Source organism: Flavobacterium bernardetii, from assembly GCF_011305415.1.
Lineage (GTDB): Bacteria > Bacteroidota > Bacteroidia > Flavobacteriales > Flavobacteriaceae > Flavobacterium > Flavobacterium bernardetii.
In genome coordinates this window covers 183,909-204,490 of record NZ_JAANOQ010000001.1, presented here as the reverse complement: position 1 = coordinate 204,490, position 20,582 = coordinate 183,909, and the positions used below count along the sequence as shown (strand labels likewise).

The following is a 20,582-nucleotide window of genomic DNA, read 5'->3' as shown; positions in this document are numbered from 1 at the left end:
AATTAGTAGAAAAAATAAATTTTACTTGTTAATGAAAAACTGTTAACAACTTACTACTATTTGTTAACATGTCAAAAAAAACGCCTTGTGATTGACAAGGCGCTTTATAATATATTTTACTTATTTATCGGAGAATTCTCCCATATTACAGTATTTATCCATTCTTTGCGCTACTAAATCTTTTGTTGATAAGTCTTTTAATTCCTTATATGATTTGGTAATGTACTTTTCAACAGTTTTGAACATCGTTTCTTTATCACGATGAACTCCACCTAATGGTTCTGGGATAATATCGTCAATTAACTTTTGCTTTTTCATATCGATAGCCGTTAATTTTAAAGCTTCAGCTGCCTGTTCTTTAAATTCCCAACTTCTCCATAAAATAGAAGAACAAGATTCAGGAGAAATTACAGAATACCAAGTGTTTTCCAACATAAATACTCTATCTCCTACTCCAATTCCTAATGCTCCACCAGAAGCACCTTCACCAATAATGATTGAGATGATTGGTGTTTTTAAACGAGCCATTTCGAAAATATTTCTTGCAATTGCTTCACCTTGTCCACGCTCTTCCGCTTCTAAACCAGGATAAGCTCCAGGAGTGTCAATTAATGTTAACACAGGAAGGTTGAACTTCTCTGCCATTTTCATTAAACGTAAAGCTTTACGGTAACCTTCAGGATTCGCCATACCGAAATTACGCAATTGACGCATTTTAGTATTAATACCTTTTTGTTGTCCGATAATCATATACGACTGACCGTTGATTCTTCCTAAACCACCAACCATTGCTTTGTCATCTTTAAAATTTCTGTCTCCGAATAATTCTAAAAATGTACCGTCAGTTAAGTTTGTAATATATTCTAAGGTATAAGGTCTGTTTGGGTGACGAGACATTTGTACCCTTTGCCAAGCCGTAAGATTTTTGTATATATCTTTTTTAGTTTGTTCTAATTTTTCTTCTAGTTGTTTACAAGTTGCAGAAACATCAACATCGGATTCTTGCCCTAAAACAACGCATTTTTCCATTTGATCTTCCAGCTCTTTTATTGGCAATTCAAAATCTAAATATTCCATAAAAGTTAGTTTTGTTTAATTTGTTTGTAATGACAAAGATACTATTTAAAAATTATTTGAATAATTTTTGTACCCTTATCTAATTATTTTTTTTGTTATTTCGTATTAACCCATTCAAAATCACCGTCATAAGAATAATTGCTGCGCCTATATAAAAGGAGAAACTCATTTGTTCGTTTTTCTCGAAAATTAAGACGGCTAACGCTATTCCGTAAACAGGTTCCAAATTTATGGTAAGCATGACTGTATATGGAGAAATGAACTTCATTACCGCAACTGAAGCAATAAATGCATATGCTGTACAAATAGAAGCCAAAACAAACAACCACATTAAATCTGAAGCTGTTATGGTGAAAAATTCTGTAGTGAATTGTCCACTAAACAATAGAAATGCACTTAAAAATAACACACCACCAAACAATTCGTAAAACGAAACAATTGTAGCATCAATTCTTTGCGCAAATTTTCCATTGATGATAGAAAAACTCGCTGACAAAAATGCAGAAGTTAAGGCTAAAAGCACACCTTGCATGGTGCCCGACATATTATCACTAAAACTTTTCTGAATGAAGTTGGGTTCGGAAGATTCAATTACAAAATATAAACCTATAAGAACCACTAATCCAAAAACGATTTCGTACCAAACCATTTTTCGTTTGTAAAAAATAGGTTCTAAAATGGATGTAAAAAACGCACCGGTTGACAAACAAGCTAATGTGATGGATATGTTAGAAACTTTAATAGCTTTAAAAAACGTAATCCAATGCAGAGCAATTATTAAACCTGAAATCAGTAATAAAACAATGTCTTTTTTGGATAATTTGAAACTTGTTTTTTTATAATAAATATAGCCTAAAATTAGTAAAACCGCTAACGACATACGCCACCAAACTAATGGTAAAGCATCTAATGAAATTAGCTTACCTAGAACAGCTGTGAATCCCCAAATAAATACAATTAAATGAAGATGTAAGTTATGTTTTAAATTAACGTCTGGCATTTCTTAATAAGTAAAAAGCTAATATTCCGAAAACAAAATTTGGAAACCAAACCGCAACAATTGGCGGAATACTTGATTTTTCTGCTAGTGTTCCGAAAATTTTATCGAAAAACACAAATGAGAAAGCAACCAAAATACCAATAGCTAAGTTCACTCCCATTCCACCACGTCGTTTCATCGCAGAAACCGCTACAGCAATAATCGTTAATATAAAAGCTGATGCTGGAATACTAAATTTCTTATATAAAACCACCAAATAAACATCTAAATTAGAACTTCCTTTGGCTCTCTCTTTATCGATAAATTTAACTAAATCGAAAATATTCATGGTTTCAGCTACATATACTACTGGAGTCAAATCATCTGGTTCAAATTCAAATTTTCTGGTTAATTTTTCTTGTTTTTCAATGACATCTCCGTTCTTACCAACTGTTCTTTTAACATAATTAAACAACGAATAATCTTTGGTTTTTTCATTATATTTTACACGATTGGCGTATAATTTATATTCTAACTTATTGCCATTAAATTTTTCGTAAATAAAATCGAAACCTGTTTTAGACAACACATTATAACTACTTACATACATGTATTCATTTGGCGTAACTTGTCTGAAAATATCGGAAGTTTGCCTTGTTTCTACGTTCTTTTTTAGATAAGTATATCTAAAATCCCAATACTTTTCACTCGCATCAGGCAATATGAAGAACCCCATTAATAAAGTAATAAAAGAAACTAAAGTAGCACCAACAATATAAGGACGTAAAAATCGAGTAAATGAAATTCCAGAACTTAAAATGGCGATAATCTCACTGTTATTTGCCAGTTTGGATGTAAACCAAATGATGGATAAAAACAGAAAAATAGGAAATAATAAATTAGCAAAATAGATGGTAAATCCGTAATAGTAAACCAAAACATCTTTAAAAGCGACTTTATTTTCAATCATTCGATTGATTTTTTCCGACACGTCAATTATAATTCCAATAGGAATAAACATTAACAACATCGCTGTAAATGTGATTAAGTATCTTTTAAATATGTACCAATCTATTTTTTTCATATTTGTATTTTTTAGTTACATCTTCTGACTTCAATTATTTTGACTTCGAGTGCCTAAGTCAATTTCTAAATTCAGAATTCTAACTTCTAATTTTCAAATTATAATCTTGTTGTTACTTTTTTAACCATTGCTTCTTTCCATTCCCTGAAAGTTCCTGCTAAAATTTGTCGTCTTGCTTCACGAACCAACCACATATAAAAACCAAGATTATGAATCGTAGCAATTTGTTTTCCTAAAAATTCGTTAGCAATAAACAAGTGACGTAAATAAGCTTTTGAATAATCTGTATCAACATATGTATGAGCCATTGTATCAATTGGAGAAAAATCTTCTTCCCACTTTTTATTTTTTATATTGATAAAACCTTCCGATGTAAACAACATTCCGTTTCTTGCGTTACGAGTTGGCATTACACAATCAAACATATCAATACCTAAAGCAATGTTTTCTAAAATATTAGCTGGTGTTCCAACTCCCATTAAATAACGTGGTTTATCTTTTGGTAAAATTGCTGTAACAACTTCTGTCATTGCGTACATTTCTTCTGCTGGCTCACCTACAGAAAGTCCGCCAATTGCATTTCCAACTTGATTTCTACTTGCAATAAATTCCGCTGATTGTTGACGTAAATCTTTATACGTACTTCCTTGAACAATAGGAAAAAAAGCTTGAGAATATCCATATTTAAAAGGTAAAGTCTCTAAATGATTGATACATCTGTCTAACCAACGATGTGTCATGTGCATTGAACGTTGTGCATATCTGTAATCACAAGGATAAGGCGTACATTCATCGAAAGCCATAATAATATCGGCACCAATTGCACGTTGCGTTTCCATTACATTTTCTGGAGAAAAAAAGTGATATGAACCATCTAAATGCGATTTAAATTTCACACCTTCTTCTTTAATTTTTCTTCGTCCAGACAAAGAATAAACTTGGTATCCACCAGAATCGGTTAAAATATTTCTATCCCAATTCATAAATTTATGTAAACCACCCGCTTTTTCTAAAACGTCTAATTTAGGTCTTAAATATAAATGGTAAGTATTTCCTAAAATAATATCTGGATTAATATCGTTTTTTAATTCGCGTTGGTGCACTCCTTTTACAGAAGCTACCGTACCAACAGGCATAAAAATTGGTGTTTCAATAACACCGTGATCAGTAGTAATAAGCCCTGCTCTGGCTTGGCTTTGAGCATCTGTTTTTAATAAATCAAACTTCATGAGGTAATTTTAAGTGGCAAATATAATTTAAAAGATTAGAAGTTAGAAGTTAGAAGTTGGAAGTTTTTACAACTTTACAATAAAATTAACGCTTCAAAGCATTTTGCTTGAGAAATGTTTTGCAGAAATAAAAAATAGTATTACTTTTGCATCCACTTTAACTAACCTCTGGCGAAAGACGCGTATGTTACTTAAAATTAATGATTTATACATATTATTATGTCAAATTTAATGGATTTCGTTCAAAACGAAATGGTATCAAAAAAAGACTTTCCTAACTTTAGCGCTGGAGACACAATTACTGTGTACTACGAAATTAAAGAGGGTGAAAAAACAAGAACTCAGTTTTTTAAAGGAGTTGTAATTCAAAAAAGAGGATCTTCTTCTACTGAAACGTTTACAATTCGTAAAATGTCTGGAGCAATTGGTGTAGAGCGTATCTTCCCAGTTAACATGCCAGCTTTACAAAAAATTGAAATGAACCAAAAAGGTAAAGTACGTAGAGCTAGAATTTACTACTTTAGAGAACTTACTGGTAAAAAAGCAAAAATCAAAGAAAGAAGAGGTTAATCTTTTTATTTGTTATTATAAAAAATCCCGATTCTGTCGGGATTTTTTTTTATCCCTATTTTTCGTATATCAAAATTATCAATTCTGTATTTTTTCGAACTTAAATTATCAAATTCGAAAATGTAACGTTAATTGCATTTTAGTCTTTAATTTAGTCTTCGAATTTCTTATATTTGCTAACCTAAAATTTTAGAAACAAACAAACTACATAAATCATGTCAAAAATTTTTTATACCATTACGGATGAAGCACCAATGTTGGCAACTCACTCGTTTTTACCAATAATCAAAGCTTTTACGAAGACAGCAAATATTGAAGTGGAAACCAGAGATATTTCTTTGGCAGGTAGAATTTTATCTAACTTCCCTGAATATCTAAAAGACGACCAAAAAGTTGCCGACAATTTAGCCGAATTAGGTCAAATGGCAACTACACCAGAAGCAAACATCATCAAACTACCAAACGTTTCTGCTTCTATTCCTCAATTAAAAGATGCGATTACAGAATTACAAGCACATGGTTTTGCTATTCCAAATTTCCCAGAAGATCCACAAAATGATACCGAGAAAGAAATCAAAGCCAAATACGCTAAAGTTTTAGGTTCTGCTGTAAATCCGGTTTTACGTGAAGGAAACTCTGACAGACGTGCTCCAAAAGCTGTTAAGAATTACGCAAAACAAAACCCTCATTCAATGGGAGCTTGGAGTGCCGATTCTAAAACAGAAGTCGCACACATGAATGAAGGTGATTTCTATGGAACTGAAACTTCTACAACAGTAGAAAATGATTCGAAATTCAGAATTGTTTTTGAAGGAACTGATGGTTCAACAACTGTTTTAAAAGATTTTGCAAATTTAAAAGCTGGTGAAGTTATCGATAGTTCAGTAATGAATTTAAGAGCTTTAAAAGAATATACAAAGAAAACAATTGCTTACGCAAAAGAAAAAAACGTGATGCTTTCTGCACATTTGAAAGCAACGATGATGAAAATTTCTGATCCAATTATTTTTGGAGCTATTGTTGAAACGTATTTTGAAGATGTATACACTAAATATGCAAACTTATTCAAATCTTTAGACATTCATCCAAATAGTGGTTTACAAGATTTGTATAACAAAATTGCTGGAATTTCCGAAGAAGAAGCAATCAAACAAGATTTGGCAACTGCATTAGCCAACGGACCAAAAGTAGCGATGGTAAATTCTGATAAAGGAATTACTAATTTCCACGTTTCGTCTGATATTATTGTTGATGCTTCAATGGCTGCTTTAGCAAGAAGTGGTGGAAAAATGTGGAACAAAGAAGGAAAAGAAGAAGATACCATTACCATGATTCCAGATCGTTCGTATGCAGGTTTTTATACAGCAGTTATTGACGATATGAAAAAACATGGCGCTTTAGATCCAAGAACTATGGGTTCTGTACCAAATGTTGGTTTAATGGCTCAAAAAGCAGAAGAATACGGTTCGCATGATAAAACATTCCAAATGTCTGCAGCTGGAATTGTTAAAGTGGAAAACGAAAACGGAGCAACTTTACTTTCTCAAAAAGTAGAAGCTGGTGATATTTTCAGAATGTGCCAAACTAAAGACGCGCCAATCCAAGATTGGGTAAAACTAGCGGTTAACAGAGCACGTTTATCAGACACTCCAGCCTTATTTTGGTTAGATAAAGACAGAGCTCACGATAGAGAAATTATCAAGAAAGTTGAAAAATACTTAAAAAATTACGACACAACTGGTTTAGACATCAGAATTTTAGATGTAATGGACGCCATGTCGGAAACATTAAAAAGAATTAGAGAAGGAAAAGATACTATTTCAGTTTCTGGAAATGTTTTACGTGACTACTTAACAGATTTATTCCCAATTTTAGAATTAGGAACTTCAGCAAAAATGCTTTCTATCGTTCCATTAATGAATGGTGGTGGCTTGTTTGAAACTGGTGCTGGTGGTTCTGCTCCAAAACACGTAGATCAATTTGTAGAAGAAGGCTATTTACGTTGGGATTCATTAGGTGAAATTTTAGCGTTAGGTGTTTCTTTAGAACATTTAGGTCAATCTTTAAATAATGAAAAAGCATTAGTTTTATCAGATACTTTAGATCAAGCTACAGAAAAATTCTTAGCTAACGATAAATCTCCAGCTCGTAAAATTGGACAATTAGACAATAGAGGTTCTCACTTTTATATCGCTTTATATTGGGCACAAGCATTAGCGGCTCAAGATAAAAACGCAGAGTTAAAAGCGCACTTCACTCCTATTGCTACAGAATTGACAGCAAACGAAGCAAAAATTGACGCCGAATTAATTGACGCACAAGGTAAACCACAAGAAATTGGCGGGTATTACCAACCAAATGAAGACTTGTTAAACGCGGCTATGCGACCAAGCGCAACATTAAATGCTATTATAAATAAAATGTAATTTTTATTTTTTTAAATATTTAAAGGCGATGTGAATTAATTTCATATCGCCTTTTTTATTAACTACAACTTAACACATGTTTTGTAACATTTGTGCGAAATTTGCGTCAAATCAAAAACATATTATAATGAAAAAAGTCAATTTTCTTATTCTCCTATTCTCCTTATTTTTATCATCAGCCTTTTCTCAAGAAAAAGTTACTTTAAGTGGAATTGTAAAAGACCAAAAATCTAATGAAACCTTAATTGGTGTAACCGTTTCATTTGAAAACAGTACAACAATTCGAACTTCGTTAACCAACGAATACGGATTTTATTCCATTTCCTTACCAAAAGGTGAATACACAGTACAAATTAACTCCTTAAGTTATGCTGGATTTTCTGAAACCATAACTTTAGATGCCAACACTAAAAAAGATTTCATTTTAGCTGAAAAAAACAATGAAATTGAACAAGTTATAGTTACCGGAAATTCGAAAAAACTTCAAATTGACAAACCAGAAATGAGTGTCAATAAACTTTCTATCGCCCAAATAAAATCGATGCCTGCTATTTTAGGGGAAGTAGATGTCATAAAATCTATTTTAACTTTACCTGGTGTAACAAATGCTGGTGAAGGACAATCAGGTTTTAATGTTAGAGGTGGTGCTGCCGATCAAAATTTAATTTTATTAGACGAAGCTACCATTTATAATTCATCCCATTTATTTGGATTTTTCTCGGTTTTTAATGCTGATGCGATTAAAGATTTAAAACTTTATAAAGGTGGAATTCCAGCACGATTTGGAGGAAGAGTCGCTTCCGTTTTAGATATTTATCAGAAAGAAGGAAACAGTAAAAAGTTCGGTATGACGGGCGGAATCGGACTAATTTCGAGTAGACTTTTAGCCGAAGGTCCGATTGTAAAAGATAAAGGTTCTTTTTTAGTTGCAGGAAGAAGTAGTTATGCACATTTGTTTTTAAAACTTGCCGACAATAATAATTCCGCTTACTTTTATGATTTAAACACTAAAATCAATTACAAATTAAACGAAAACAACAATCTGTTTGTATCGGGATATTTTGGTAGAGATGTTTTTAGTTTAAACAAACAGTTCATAAACACCTACGGAAATTCGGTTTTAAACCTACGTTGGAATCACTTATTTAATGATAAATTATTCTCCAATGCTTCCTTCATTTATAGCGATTATTATTACGGTTTGACATTAGATTTCATAGGTTTCAATTGGGAAAGCGGTATTAAAAATTATAACTTCAAATACGATTTCAAACATTATTTATCAGATAATTTCAAATTGTTTTACGGTGCGAATGCTATTTATTACGACTTCAATCCAGGAAAAATTGAACCAATTGATTCAGATTCAGGAATAAATGAAAAACAATTAGCCAAAAAACACGCTTTCGAACCTGCTATTTATATTGATGCAGAACAAAAACTTTCAGATAAACTTTCAGTAAATTACGGATTAAGATATAGTATGTTTTATCGTTTAGGTGAAGAAACAGTAAATATTTATGCCAATGACCAGCCTGTAACTTATGATGCAGATTTAGGTATTTATGAAAAGGCCACTCCAATTGACACCAAATATTATGGTAAAAACGAAACTATAGCAAGTTTTGACAATTTAGAACCTCGAGTAGCAATAGCATACACAATTGATGACAATCAATCTGTAAAAGCGAGTTACAACCGTATGAGTCAGTATTTACATTTAATTTCCAATACGCAGTCGCCTACTCCATTAGACATTTGGACACCAAGTGATAACTTTTTGAAACCTCAAATTTTAGATCAGTTTGCCGTTGGATATTTCAAAAATATCAAAAATGGAGATTATACTTTGGAAGTCGAATCGTTTTACAAAACCGTAAAAAACCGATTAGACTATATTGATGGTGCCGATTTAATTGCCAACGAAGCCATTGAACAAGTTCTACTTACAGGAAAAACTCGTGCTTACGGATTAGAAGTTATGGTTAAGAAAAACGTAGGTAAACTTTCAGGTTGGATTTCCTACACACTGTCTCGTTCAGAACAATTAACAGAAGGAAGAACACCAATTGAAACCGGAATAAACAATGGAGATTGGTACAAAACAGGTTGGGATAAAACACATAATATTTACGTAACGGGAAGCTACAAACTCAATCAAAAATGGAGTTTTGGAAGTATTTTCACGTATCAAACTGGACAACCAGTAACTTTTCCAACAGCACAATATCAATATCAAGGTATAAATGTTCCAGTTTATGGAAATAGAAACCAAGATAATTTACCAGCATATCATCGTTTAGATGTTTCAGCTACTCTAAATCCAACCAAAAACAAAGATAGAAAATGGCAAGGCGAATGGGTTTTCTCAGTTTATAATTTATATGGACGAAAAAATGCAGCTTCTATCAATTTCAGACAAAATCAAGATACAGGATTAAATGAAGCCGTGAGATTATCTATTTTCGGAATGGTTCCAAGTATCACCTATAATTTTAAATTTTAAGACGATGAAGACAATTATAAAATATTCCATTTTAGCAATTAGCTTTGCTTTTATTAGCTGCGAAGAAGTGGTTGATGTAGATTTAAACAATAGTGAACCAAAATTGGTTATTGACGCTTCCATTAAATGGGAAAAAGGAACAACTGGAAACGATCAAACCATACGTTTAACAACTACTGGCGAGTATTTTAACAATAGCGTTCCTGTAGCAAATGGAGCAACAGTTACTATTACAGATTCGAATGCAATTGTTTATGCTTTTATCGAAGATGGAGCAACTGGATATTACAAATGCACCAATTTCAACCCTGTTATAAATGGGGTGTATACACTTTCTGTTAGTTACAAAGGACAAAACTATACGTCTACAGATAAATTATATCCAGTTCCAACGATTACTTCGATTGAACAAGATTTAAACGGGATTACAGGTAACGAAATCGAATTAAAATTTAATTTTCAAGATAACGGAGCCGAAGAAAATTTCTATATGGAAGAATATAAAGTGCCTTTCAGACCTTTTCCTCTTTTAGGCGTTTTTGATGATAATTTTACTAACGGAAATGAAATGTTCTCGTTAATTATTGATGAAGATTTAGCTGCAGGACAAAATATCAATTTTACGCTACACGGCGTTTCAGAACGATATCATAATTTTATGAATATTTTAATTGGTATTTCTGGCGGATTAAGTAATGGACCTTTCAGCACGCCACCAGCCTCTGTAAAAGGAAATATTATCAATCAAAGTAACGCATCAAATTTCCCTTTAGGGTATTTCAGATTGTCTGAAGTGGATGTGAGAAATTATACCATTCAATAGCAAAATCAACATTTATTTTAAACACAGATTTAAGAAATTATAGTAATTTTTATAATTTCTTAAATCTGTGTTTCTTTTTTTCGTCAAATTCCAAAAATCAATAAAAAAGAATATCTTTGAATTTAATATTTTCTAACTTCAAACTTCAAACTTGAAACCTGAAACCTGAAACCTGAAACAAAAAACATGTCATCACACCACATTGTTCGCGACGATCAAGAACCTGCTTTAATAATTGCGAATGGTTTAGAATGCAATAACGAATTATTAGGCCAACTTTTAGAATGGTCACCCTATGTAATTGTGTTAGATTCTGCCATAGAACGTGTGATTGAATTAGGCATAAAAGTGGATGTTTTATTAGGAGATTTTGACAGAGATTTTGACGCCCAATTTTACAAAGAAAATCATTTTCCGATTGAAATTGTTCATACGCCAGATCAAAACAAAACCGATTTACAAAAAGCATTTGACTTTCTGATTGAAAAAGGGCATAAAGCGGTAAATGTAGTTTGGGCAACTGGTAAACGTGCTGACCATACTTTAAACAACCTATCCACTTTAGCATCGTACCGAAATGATTTAAAAATTGTTTTATTCGATGACCATTCTAAAGTCTTTTTACTTTCAAATTCCTTCAAAAAATGGTATCCAAAAGATGCAATTATTTCGCTGATTCCTTTAGGAAAAGTGGAAGGAATTACAACAGAAAATCTTTTTTATCCTCTACAAAACGGAAGCTTAGAATTAGGCTATAGAACTGGAAGTAGTAACCATGTTTCCGAAGATGGAATCGTTACTATTACTCATGAAAAAGGAAATTTACTTTTGATTGAAAGTTTTGAGTAAATATCAGATTTTTTTTATTTTTTTAAAAAAAAATCTAAATTATGAAAATATTCTACTTATTTATACTTCTGACTTTCAGTACATTTTCATTTTCACAAATCATCAATATTCCTGACGCAAATTTTAAAGCAAAATTGTTACAAGCAGATGTTACAAATATTATTGCTCAAGATGACAGTGAAAATAATTTAAAAATTGATACAAATAACAATAGTGAAATTGAAGTTAGTGAAGCATTAACTGTTTATAATTTAACAATTTCAAACAGTAATATTTCGGATTTAACAGGAGTTGAAAGTTTTACTAATTTAGGTTTCTTAGATTGTAGTTATAATAATTTAAATCATTTCAACTATACAATACCAAATAATGTTTATGTAATTGCTACTCATAATCAAATAATAAATTTGTCAATTTCAGGAACAATGTTTAGCGAGTGTGATTTTAGTTATAACAATCTACAAACCGTAACATTAAACAATGTTACAGCTGGCGGTGGTGGTTTTAGTTTTAATCATAATCAAATTACATCTTTTAATATATCGGGAAATATTTATATAAGTCAGGGATTATATCTTCAAAGTAATTTAATAAATGAAATTGATATTACTGGTTTAAATTTTTATAGTGGATATTCAGCTATTTACCTAAATAACAACCCTTTAACGGAATTAATATCTACTGGACATGCTTTAAATTTAATAAATATTGAAAATATATCAAGTAGCTATTTAGACTTAACCGAATATAAAGATCCTGTTGGTGGAAATTCAGAATATAATAGTACTGCCATAGAATTTATTAACTGTACTAATTTACAAACAATTTATGCTAAAAATGAGCATAATTTTTTTATCAATTGCTGGCAAGTAATGGGAGAAACAGTTTGTAGTGAAAATGTTTTTGTAAGAATACAAAACTGTCCAAACCTAAACTTTTTTTGTGTAGATGAGGGCGAAAAACAATATATTCAAAATCAAATTAATCAATTAGGTTTACAAAACCAAGTGCAAGTAAATTCTAACTGTTCATTTCTTGACAACACATCTTTTGAAAATTCAAATATATTTAATATCTATCCTGTTCCTAGTTCTGATATTTTAAATATTTCAAACACCAATCAATATGAAATTCAAACCATCGAAATTTACAATCAATTAGGACAAATTGTACAAAAAGAATTAGGAAACGTTTTTCAAATAAATGTTTCGCAATTACAAAATGGAGCGTACTTCTTAAAAATTAAAACCGAAAATTCAGTTTATACTAAACAATTTATAAAAGAGTAAAAAGAAACGATGTTGTCTAAAAAATAATTATTTTGTCAATCTGAACTGCTTCAGATTCTAAATATTATTGATAACCATTTTTTTGAGATTCTGAAATAAATTCAGAATGACAGGTTTTCAGACCTTTTAGACAACATCGTTTTTTTTTAAAACATTAGTTGATTAATTCAAAATTATTTCAATTGCTCTTTATACATCGCAAAATTCGCTTTATCTTTTTCTGACAAAACAGGTTCATTGACTGGATATTGCTGTAATTCTTCCCACATAATTTTCGCTACTAAATAACGCGCCATATCTTTATCATCCGCTGGAATAATGTACCAAGGTGCGTTTTCTTTTGAACACTTGTTTAAAATTTCTTCGTAATGTTTCATGTAATCATCCCAAAATCCTCTTTCTTTTAAATCGCCAGAAGAAAATTTCCATTGATGATCTTCGTCTTCCAAACGTTTTAATAAGCGTTTCTTTTGTTCGTCTTTACTCATATAAAAGAAAAATTTCATCACAATGGTTCCATTTTGAGAAATGTGTTTTTCAAAATTATTGATTTGTTCGAAACGGTTTTCCCAAAATTCAGGTTGGATGTCTTCCACTTTTTCAATTCCGGGAATATTTTCATTTAAAATATATTCTGGATGCACGCGAGTGACTAATAAATTCTCATAATGTGTTCTATTAAAAACCGCAAACTTTCCTTTTTCTGGAAGTGCTAAATAATGACGCCATAAATAATCATGCTCCAATTCCGTACTATTTGGAGTTTTAAAACTATGCACCACTACGCCACGCGGATTAAATTCCTTAAAAACTTCCCGAATCAAGCTGTCTTTTCCACTCGTGTCCATGCCTTGTAAACCAACTAAAACACCATATCTATTATGCGCATACATAATATCTTGCCATTCGCTTAACTTGTTACGAAGTTGGTCTAACTCTTTTTCTTTTTTATCATCATCCCAAAAACTATCCAATTCTGTTTTATAATCCGATAATTGTATAGGTTTTGTAACTTTATAATCTTCTAAATTAAAATTTTCCATATTTTTATACCAATAATTTGAAGCTATATCCTGCTATCCGCTATATCTTTTTATTTTAAGTTACCTTCGCCACTTCGACACCGCTCAGTGTGACAATTCAAGCAACTTAAAATAAAAAGGATGCCGCTACTATCAGGGCTAGGCTTTCGTTTTCAAAACATAAATATATGCAAAATTTTCAATTAACAGAATTCTGTCACATTAAAGGAATTGGTTCCGCTTCAGGTTTAATTTATTATCAAGATGTACTTTTTATTATTTCAGACAACAGTACATTTTTATATCAATATGTCATTGATAAAGATGTGGTTTTGAAATTTCCATTAGTGGAGAATCCGCAAGAAAACATTGCCAAGAAAGACAAATTAGATTTAGAAGCGATGACAAGTTATGGCAATCAAATTTTTATTTTTGGTTCAGGTTCGACTTCGCAACGCAACACGATGTTTTCTTTAAATTTAGAAAATGATGGATTACATAAAAACGATTTGTCTCAATTATACCAACATTTAAGAAATTTAGCTACTTTAAAAGAAGATGAATTAAATATTGAAGGTGCCATTTGCATTAATAAAACTATGTTGCTTTTTCAAAGAGGAAATGGAGCAAATAACAAAAACGGAATTTTCATTGTACCAGATAACCCTGAACAACCACAAGGTTTTGTTGCCGTAAAACTTCCAGAAATTTCAAAAATTGAAACTACTTTTACCGATGCGATTTTAGTCGATAATTTTATTTATTTCTTAGCTTCTGCAGAAGATACAGTTTCGACATATGAAGACGGCGAAGTTTTAGGTTCGATTATCGGAAAAATGAATGCGGAAACTTTCGAAGTTATTGAAACACAAATCATTTCCATTTCTCATAAATTTGAAGGAATTACTTTATATGAAAACGATGATAATGAAATAAAATTCTTACTTTGCGAAGATACTGATACCGAAGTATTAGAATCAAAAATTTATAAATTAACTATTAAAAAATAAGAATGCATCCAATTTTCAATCAAAACATTTTTCTTGTCAAAGAACAAGTCGGCATGTTTAAAGCTTCCAATAATTTCGACATTTTTAATCCAGAAAATAACGAATTAGTTTTAACTTGTAGAGAACCTAACTTAGGCTTCTTTACCAAACTTTTCCGTTTTACAGATTACAAAAGAATGACACCATTTGATATTGAAATTAGAACTGCAACTGGAGAATTGGTTATTCAAATTAAAAGAGGCGTAACTATTTTTCGTTCAGATATTGATGTTTTTGATGGTGGAGGAAGAAAAATTGGTGTGTTTAAGCAACAATTCTTTTCTTTTGGTGGAAGATTTGAAATCCACGACCAACAGGATAAAAATTTATGTACACTTCAAGGTAAATGGACCGGATGGGATTTTAAATTCAGTAAAGACAACAAAGAATTAGCCAATGTTTCTAAAAAATGGGCTGGTTTAGGAAAAGAATTTTTTACAAGTGCTGATAATTATGTCATTAATATTTCAGATGTTCCACAAGATAATTCATTACGTCAATTGATGATTGCCGCTGTAATGTGTATTGATATGGTATTTAAAGAATAAATTTTAAATAAAATTGTATTTTTATAATCGTAAGTTTCACCACTTGCGATTTTTTTTTTAAAATAATTTAAAGTCGTCCCAACCTTTTGGTAAAAAAAGTCATCTATATAAGAAACAAACATTGAACAACGAATTTTGAATTTTGAATTTTGAATTTCGAAACTTGAAACCTGAAACTTGAAACCAAAAATTTAAAACCTGAAACAAAATAAATGATTGACATACAACTCATACAAGCCTGCAAAAAACAGCAACGCGATGCCCAACGGCAAGTGTACGAATTGCTCGCACGCAAATTGTACTATACGTGTTCACGTTATTTGAAAAAAGAAGAAGAAATTGAAGAAGCTATGGCCGATGCGTTTTACATCATTTTTACCAAAATTGACCAATTGAAAGAAGAATTAGCTTTTGAAGGTTGGGCGAAAAAAATTGCGGTGAATCAGTGTTTGATGCAATTGAAAAAGAATGTCAATTTTAATTTGTATTTGGAAGATGTGAGTTTAAAAGACCAGCCGTTAACAGATGAAATGTGTGAATTAGAGGAAGAAGATTTACTCAACTTGCTCAATTATTTGCCCGATGGTTGCAAAACGGTTTTCAGTCTGTTTGTAATAGAAGGTTTTTCACACAAAGATATTGCTGAGAAGCTTCAAATTTCGGAAGGCACCTCAAAATCGCAACTCAATGTGGCAAAAACAAAATTAAAAGATTTGGTAAATACGTTTTATTATCAAAAAGTAAATTAAAGAAAAGGCGATTTGGAGATGGAGTGATAAGGTGACTGAGGTTCTCGAAGTCAAATTATAATAAATTAAAAAACAAAAAATGAACTCAGAAGAAAAAATATATTGCAAAATAAAAAACGCTTCCCACAATGGCGAAAAAGACTTTCCTGGAATGGATAAGGTTTGGAATCGTGTGGAAGAGAAACTGGACAACACTATTGTGGTTCAGAAGAAAAACACTTGGCAAAAACTAGCTATTGCGGCAACGGTTTTATTAAGTTTTTCTATCATTTACCAATTTGTTTCCAATGATGAAACAATCAAAGGCAAAGTCATCAATAACACTACAAATCCAGTTATTGTTTCTAATGATTCTGTGAAGAAAATTATTGATGAAGCAAAAGAAGTTGTGGTTGACAATAACGATCCGAAAAAAGCGATAAATCCAAATTATAATTCTGGAGTAGCCTCTGCAGAAAGTAGTTTTTATCCAGAAGTACTTACATCATCAGAAGTAATTGATGATGCTGCCGCAAAAATGGAAATGAGAGAAGACAATTCTACTTTGGAAGAAAAAGGAATAATTTCAAACGAATTGAATAAAAATAGCACTACAGAAAACGAAGTTAGCTATAGAAATAGTGCACTTAACTCTTCGAGTTCAAATAATGGTTATTTGGCTCCAAACAAAAAATATGATGCAACTGCTAAAGAAGTAAAATCTAAATATAAGCCCGCTAAATCTAAAACGGCAGAAGTAGCTCCTGTTCAACAAAATAAAGATTTAGTGGTAATTGATGGCGTGGCTATGGACAAAAGCTACAATGCGAAAAAAGAATTAAACAAAATAAATGATGAAGATGTTGAGGAATTCACTTATTTACCAAATCCATTGTATATAATTAACGGAATAGAATATTCGGAAGAATCGTTATTTGGGAAAAACCCAACGAGTCCTTATGCGCCTTTAGATAAACAAAGAATAACTTCAACTAACATTTTAAAACCTGCTGATGCTACTAAAATTTATGGCAAAAAAGGTAAAAACGGAATTGTAATCATCACCACAAAAGACGGGAAACCGGCGGAAAAATAAAAATAGTCAAATTCAAAAAAACAAAACCTTATGACAAAACTAAAAATTTTAATCTTCGTACTATTAGTAGTAAATACCGTTTTTTCACAACAGAAAACAATCACTGGAACGGTGACTTCTGAAGGAGTGCCATTACCAGGTGCTATAATATCAATTGCTGGAACGCAACAAGGCACACAAACCGATGAAAAAGGAAAATACAGTTTAAAAGCCAATCAAGGTGATGTTCTAGAATTTTCTTTCTTGGGGAAAGAAACTAAAGCAATTACAGTTGGTACTGAAAACGTAATTAATGTAGTTTTAGCAACTTCTAGTAATGCTATTGAATGTTTGGTAGTGACAATGGGTTACAGCGGTAGCAAAAAAAGCAGCAAACATAGAGCACCCGCTAAAGCAACTAAAACATCTAATTCAACAATCGAAATTAGCGCAACTTTTTCTGATGAAATTACTAAATTAAGTAGTGAAGAATTTGAGACTAAAAACGAACCATTATTTTATATCGACGGTGAAAAAGCTTTGAAAAAAGAGTTGGATTTAATTGACAACAAAACAATAAACTCAATCAAAGTTATTAATGTTGAAGATGCCATAAAAGTTTTTGGACAAAAAGGTAAGAATGGTGTAATAATAATTACAACAGAAGTTAACAATTATAATGTTGTTGAAAAATTTTTCAATAAAATGGGTCGAAAAGGAGTAAATTTAAACGAATTAGATTTCGATAATTTAAATAATGAGTATGATGCGTTTCTAGAAAACCCATTTGAAAATTCAACTTCCAATCCACTTTCAACCTTTTCAATTGATGTTGACAATGCCTCTTATACCAACATTAGAAAATTCATCAACGACGGAAATGATGTTCCAAAAGATGCTGTAAGAATTGAAGAAATGATGAACTTTTTTAAATATTCGTATGCGAAACCAAAAAACGATGATCCGTTTTCTATACAAACAGAATATGGAGATTGTCCTTGGAATACGAACCATAAATTAGTTAAAATTGGTTTACAGGGAAGAGAAATCGCCACTGGAAATTTACCCAATTCAAATTTTGTGTTTTTAATTGATGTTTCGGGTTCTATGAGTGGCGAAAACAGATTGCCTTTAGTTATTGAATCTCTAAAAATTCTAACTAAACAATTACGCAAAGAAGACAAAATTAGTATTGTAGTATATGCTGGAGCAGCTGGTTTAGTTTTACCACCAACTTCAGGAAACGATAAAGAAAAAATTATTGCTTCATTAGAAAATTTAAAAGCTGGTGGAAGTACAGCTGGTGGTGCAGGTTTAAAATTAGCCTATAAGGTTGCAGAAGAAAATTTCATTAATGGCGGAAATAATCGTGTGATTATTGCAACTGATGGCGATTTTAATGTGGGAGCTTCTTCTGACAGTGATATGATTTCTCTAATTGAAGAAAAAAGAGAAAGCGATGTCTTTTTAACCTGTTTAGGTTACGGAATGGGAAATTACAAAGATTCGAAATTAGAAAAATTAGCTGATAAAGGAAATGGAAACTACGCCTATATTGACAATATGCAAGAAGCTAATCGCTTTTTAGTAAAAGAATTTAAAGGAAGTATGTTTGCAATTGCGAAAGATGTAAAAATTCAAATTGAATTTAATCCGAAACACGTTCAAAACTATCGTTTAATTGGCTACGAAAACAGAAAATTACGAAACGAAGATTTCACAAATGATACTATAGATGCTTGCGAATTAGGAAGTGGACATACCGTTACAGCTTTATATGAAATAATTCCAGTTGGTGTAAAAAGTGATTTTACTACAGAACCAATTGAACTAAAATATTCAAATACAAAAAACAATATAGTTTCTAACGAATTAGCAACCATAAAATTCAGATATAAAAAACCAGATGGAAATAAAAGTATTGAAATTATTCAAACTATTGAAAACAATGTTGTTAACCTTGAAAACTGCAGTGAAGATTTCAAATTTTGTTCAGCAGTTGCTTGGTTTGGACTTAAACTTAGAGATTCAAAATTAATAGTCAACAAAAATAAAACTGAAATTATAGAATTAGCAACTAAGTCAAAAGCTAAAGATATTGATGGCTATAGAAGTGAATTTATTCGATTAGTAGAAAGTGTGAATTAAAAATTATTTCCCAAAAAAAAAATGCCCTAATTTTCATTAAGGCATTTTTTTATTATTTCACAGATGCAGCTTTATCTTTCATACCTAATGTTTCGTAGGTTAATCTTAAGATTGTTTTAGTATCTTCATTAGCCGCATCTAATTGATGTGCTTTTTCAAAGTATGGTAAGGCAGTAGTAAACATTGCTTTACGTTTAGTCATTAACTCATCATATTTAGCTTTATTCTTTAAATTAGCATTAATTTCTTCTACTAATTTTTCATCATCTGATAATGCTAAAAAACCTACATTATATTGCAATTGTGCATTGTTTGGATCTTTTGCAATAACTGCTGTAATTAACTTTTTATATGATTCGATATCATTTAATCTGTAATACAAATTAGCGTGATCAATTTCTAACTGAAGATCGTCTGGATTTAAAGCTAAAGCTTCCTTGAAATCAATTTTTGCTTGCTCAATATTATTATTAGTTGAAGCTAAAGCTGCAATTGTTTTTAAAACTTCTGCTTCTTTAGAATGGAATTTACCTAAACCAGTTCCTTTGAAACCAACCGCTTTCATTTCTCTATAATATTTTTCGCCATCAACAAATTCTGATGCTTGTAAGGCAGTAATTCCAGCGTTTTCCAAATAAGAAACATCTTTTGGATCTAGTCTATAGCTGTTGTAAAATACTCTTGACGCTTCTTTATACTTTTTAGCATTATTGTAAGTCAAAGCCATTTGTGTGAAAATTGGCCTAAAAGATTTAATAGTTTCGTTAATTTCTGATGTAAAAACTTGTTTACCCGTTTTAGTTTCATAATCTAATGTCGAACGCATTCCATCAACCATTTTAGTAAATGCATCTGGATTTAATATTTTTGCAATTTGCATTGGCGCTGGCGTGGCTCCTAAAGTTGACATTTCCACTAATGGCGACATTGATTTGTAAAAGTTTGAAGCCGTTTTATCATCTTCAGTTGTAGCTACAGCTTCTAATTTCGTAAGCGTTTCTTTATACTTAGCAAACTCTTCTGCAGAAGGTTGTTCTTTATCGTATATTTTCTTTAACGATTTTAATTCGTCTTTTTGAGCAAAAGTAGTTGTTGCTACTAAAAGTGAAATTCCTAATACTAATTTCTTCATTTTAATTATTTTTTAAGTTAAAAAAAAGCCCAACGAATTGGGCTTTTA

The 20,582-nt window shown here is 31.2% G+C and carries 17 protein-coding genes; 11 read left to right on the top strand and 6 right to left on the bottom strand.

Annotation, left to right across the window (positions count from 1 at the left end):
* Window positions 1-120: 120 nt before the first annotated feature.
* The 4 genes from G6N05_RS00950 to tgt all read right to left on the bottom strand — a co-directional run bounded on the left by G6N05_RS00950 (window position 121) and on the right by tgt (window position 4,369).
* Window positions 121-1,077, bottom strand: a complete 957-nt coding sequence (locus G6N05_RS00950; RefSeq protein WP_166124694.1) for an acetyl-CoA carboxylase carboxyltransferase subunit alpha — start codon at window positions 1,075-1,077, stop codon at window positions 121-123.
* A gap of 79 nt (window positions 1,078-1,156) precedes the next feature.
* Entirely contained in the window at window positions 1,157-2,077 is a 921-nt protein-coding gene (locus G6N05_RS00945; RefSeq protein WP_166124693.1) for a DMT family transporter, read from the bottom strand.
* The gene (locus tag G6N05_RS00940; RefSeq protein WP_166124692.1) at window positions 2,064-3,140 is read right to left on the bottom strand and encodes an LptF/LptG family permease; all 1,077 of its coding nucleotides are present in this window, start codon (window positions 3,138-3,140) and stop codon (window positions 2,064-2,066) included. The genes G6N05_RS00945 and G6N05_RS00940 overlap by 14 nt, the downstream gene beginning before the upstream one ends.
* Window positions 3,141-3,238: 98 nt before the next feature.
* Window positions 3,239-4,369 carry a tRNA guanosine(34) transglycosylase Tgt gene (tgt, locus tag G6N05_RS00935; RefSeq protein WP_166124691.1) on the bottom strand — a complete coding sequence of 377 codons (1,131 nt, stop codon included), beginning with the start codon at window positions 4,367-4,369 and terminating at the stop codon, window positions 3,239-3,241.
* Between the two features lie 219 nt (window positions 4,370-4,588).
* Between tgt and rplS the strand changes: the two genes are divergently transcribed.
* The 6 genes from rplS (at window position 4,589) to G6N05_RS00905 (ending at window position 12,832) form a co-directional block, all read left to right on the top strand.
* A complete protein-coding gene (gene rplS, locus G6N05_RS00930) occupies window positions 4,589-4,939 on the top strand; it encodes a 50S ribosomal protein L19 (protein ID WP_166124690.1) in 351 nt (116 codons plus the stop codon).
* A 215-nt stretch (window positions 4,940-5,154) separates the two neighbouring features.
* Window positions 5,155-7,365, top strand: a complete 2,211-nt coding sequence (locus tag G6N05_RS00925) for an NADP-dependent isocitrate dehydrogenase (RefSeq protein WP_166124689.1) — start codon at window positions 5,155-5,157, stop codon at window positions 7,363-7,365.
* Window positions 7,366-7,492: 127 nt separating this feature from the next.
* Window positions 7,493-9,871: a TonB-dependent receptor gene (locus G6N05_RS00920; RefSeq protein WP_166124688.1), complete on the top strand. Its 2,379-nt coding sequence runs from the start codon at window positions 7,493-7,495 to the stop codon at window positions 9,869-9,871.
* A 4-nt stretch (window positions 9,872-9,875) separates the two neighbouring features.
* Complete coding sequence (locus tag G6N05_RS00915) at window positions 9,876-10,694, top strand: DUF4249 domain-containing protein (RefSeq protein WP_166124687.1); 819 nt, start codon at window positions 9,876-9,878, stop codon at window positions 10,692-10,694.
* A 186-nt stretch (window positions 10,695-10,880) separates the two neighbouring features.
* Window positions 10,881-11,543 (top strand): thiamine diphosphokinase, encoded by a 663-nt coding sequence (locus G6N05_RS00910; RefSeq protein WP_166124686.1) that lies wholly within the window; start codon window positions 10,881-10,883, stop codon window positions 11,541-11,543.
* A 41-nt stretch (window positions 11,544-11,584) separates the two neighbouring features.
* On the top strand, window positions 11,585-12,832 hold the full coding sequence (locus G6N05_RS00905) for a T9SS type A sorting domain-containing protein (protein ID WP_166124685.1): 1,248 nt from the start codon (window positions 11,585-11,587) through the stop codon (window positions 12,830-12,832).
* Window positions 12,833-13,005: 173 nt separating this feature from the next.
* Here G6N05_RS00905 and G6N05_RS00900 read toward each other — a convergent pair whose 3' ends face one another.
* Window positions 13,006-13,875: a PPK2 family polyphosphate kinase gene (locus G6N05_RS00900; RefSeq protein ID WP_166124684.1), complete on the bottom strand. Its 870-nt coding sequence runs from the start codon at window positions 13,873-13,875 to the stop codon at window positions 13,006-13,008.
* 167 nt (window positions 13,876-14,042) lie between these two features.
* Here G6N05_RS00900 and G6N05_RS00895 point away from each other — a divergent pair, with 167 nt between their 5' ends.
* From G6N05_RS00895 to G6N05_RS00875, 5 genes are all read left to right on the top strand, one after another.
* Window positions 14,043-14,864, top strand: a complete 822-nt coding sequence (locus G6N05_RS00895; protein WP_166124683.1) for a DUF6929 family protein — start codon at window positions 14,043-14,045, stop codon at window positions 14,862-14,864.
* A 2-nt stretch (window positions 14,865-14,866) separates the two neighbouring features.
* On the top strand, window positions 14,867-15,451 hold the full coding sequence (locus tag G6N05_RS00890; protein WP_166124682.1) for a phospholipid scramblase-related protein: 585 nt from the start codon (window positions 14,867-14,869) through the stop codon (window positions 15,449-15,451).
* Between the two features lie 212 nt (window positions 15,452-15,663).
* On the top strand, window positions 15,664-16,200 hold the full coding sequence (locus G6N05_RS00885) for an RNA polymerase sigma factor (RefSeq protein WP_166124681.1): 537 nt from the start codon (window positions 15,664-15,666) through the stop codon (window positions 16,198-16,200).
* A 79-nt stretch (window positions 16,201-16,279) separates the two neighbouring features.
* Window positions 16,280-17,275, top strand: coding sequence for a hypothetical protein (locus tag G6N05_RS00880; RefSeq protein WP_166124680.1), 996 nt, complete (start codon window positions 16,280-16,282; stop codon window positions 17,273-17,275).
* 30 nt (window positions 17,276-17,305) lie between these two features.
* Complete coding sequence (locus G6N05_RS00875; RefSeq protein WP_166124679.1) at window positions 17,306-19,402, top strand: vWA domain-containing protein; 2,097 nt, start codon at window positions 17,306-17,308, stop codon at window positions 19,400-19,402.
* A 52-nt stretch (window positions 19,403-19,454) separates the two neighbouring features.
* Here G6N05_RS00875 and G6N05_RS00870 read toward each other — a convergent pair whose 3' ends face one another.
* The gene (locus G6N05_RS00870) at window positions 19,455-20,534 is read right to left on the bottom strand and encodes a tetratricopeptide repeat protein (RefSeq protein ID WP_166124678.1); all 1,080 of its coding nucleotides are present in this window, start codon (window positions 20,532-20,534) and stop codon (window positions 19,455-19,457) included.
* Window positions 20,535-20,582: the final 48 nt, after the last annotated feature.